The following is a 1,001-nucleotide window of genomic DNA, read 5'->3' as shown; positions in this document are numbered from 1 at the left end:
GACATTCTTTTGCTTGACGAACCGACAAACGGTCTTGACGTTGCAACAATCAGCTGGCTTGAAGATTTTCTGGCCGATTATGACAAAATCGTGATTGTCGTTTCTCATGACCGTCACTTCCTGAACCAGGTCTGCACGCAGATGTGCGACGTTGATTTTGGCAAAATCAAAATGTATGTCGGAAACTATGACTTCTGGCTTCAGTCGAGTCGTCTGGCAGCTCAAATGCGTGCTGACGCCAATGCCAAAAAAGAAGAGAAAATCAAGGAACTCAATGATTTCATCGCACGCTTTTCAGCGAATGCGTCAAAGTCAAAGCAGGCTACTTCCCGCAAGAAACAGCTTGAGAAAATCACTTTGGACGATATCAAACCTTCTTCTCGCAAATATCCGTTTGTCAAGTTTGAAGCACAGCGTGACCTTGGCAATGACTTGCTGCGCGTGGAAAATGTTTCAAAGACGATTGACGGGGTGAAGATTCTGGATAACATCAATTTCATGATTCGTCCGGGAGAAAAGGCCGCAATTCTGTCCAAAAGCGATTTGGCACAGACGACTATGATGCAGATTCTGGCAGGAACGCTTGAACCTGATACCGGGACTGTCAAGTATGGTCAGACCGTAATTACGAGTTCTCTTCCGCGTGACCTGGATGCAAACTTCAATGACGAAGAGCTGTCCATTTTGGACTGGCTCAGACAATATGCCACCAAAGAACAGAACGACAATACTTTTCTGCGCGGATTTTTGGGAAAGATGCTTTTTTCAGGCGATGATATTCAAAAACAGATCAAAGTTTTGTCCGGGGGCGAAAAAGTGCGCTGCATGCTGTCCAAGATGATGCTTGAACAGGGAAATACCCTGCTTTTGGATGATCCGACGAATCACCTGGATCTTGAGTCGATTACCTCGTTGAATGACGCTCTGGTATCGTTTAATGGTTCAGTCATTTTCACGTCGCACGACCACGAGTTCATTTCAACGATTGCCGATCACCTGGT

Annotated in this window: 1 protein-coding gene; it reads left to right on the top strand. The window is 45.7% G+C overall.

What is annotated here, in order from left to right:
• Window positions 1–1,001: ABC-F family ATP-binding cassette domain-containing protein (locus V7Z60_RS07800; RefSeq protein ID WP_334117273.1), on the top strand; the 1,001-nt coding region annotated here is incomplete at both ends.

Origin of the sequence: Ligilactobacillus sp. (assembly GCF_036846325.1) — a bacterium.
Taxonomy (GTDB): domain Bacteria; phylum Bacillota; class Bacilli; order Lactobacillales; family Lactobacillaceae; genus Ligilactobacillus.
Note: the sequence above shows the minus strand (reverse complement) of the source record. Positions and strands in the feature narration are given on the sequence as shown.